Below are 604 nucleotides of genomic sequence, written 5' to 3' on the forward strand. Positions count from 1 at the left end.
ACACTAATCTGGACTTGATCCATATTATCCCCCTCCAAACTATGAAAAACCAATGAGTATAATATGTGATATTTCATATGAGATATTTCAGCAAAATTGATGTTCCCATTTATAGCATTTTTAACCATTAATTATCATGTTTTATTACTTTTGTAAACTTAAGTCTCCATAAATTTTTGGCAGTATTATTTGAATTTACGTCAAATTTTTATCGTAAAAGCCCTTTTTTCATATAATTATTACGGGAATCTTCTGTCACCCCAATCAAAAGTTGCTTAGGGTGAAAGGTAACCATTGCCAAACATAAAAAGGCTGTTCCTCTTCATGGAACAGCCCAAAAATCGGAGAAAATAGCTTTTATCCCGCTAGCAGTACAACTTCCCGTAATACTCCTTCAACATCCGCGCGGTCGAGAACTGCTCATGCGACATTTCGATCGAAGCCCGCATCATGGCAAGCCATTTGGCGCGGTTCTGGTAGTAGGTGGGGAGCACCTCGGTCTTGAGGACTTTGTAGAGGGATGCCAGGTCCTTCTCGTCCTGGTCCTTCCCTTCGTAACCGTCCCCGATCTGCCAGCCGTTAACCCCGTGGACACAGCCCTCCG

Annotated in this window: 1 pseudogene; it reads right to left on the minus strand. The window is 42.1% G+C overall.

Going from position 1 to position 604, the window contains the following annotated elements:
- Positions 1-365: 365 nt before the first annotated feature.
- Positions 366-604, minus strand: a pseudogene (locus G5B42_RS11655) (alpha-glucan family phosphorylase); the annotation flags it as partial.

It is taken from the genome of Capillibacterium thermochitinicola, assembly GCF_013664685.1.
GTDB lineage: Bacteria > Bacillota > UBA4882 > UBA10575 > UBA10575 > Capillibacterium > Capillibacterium thermochitinicola.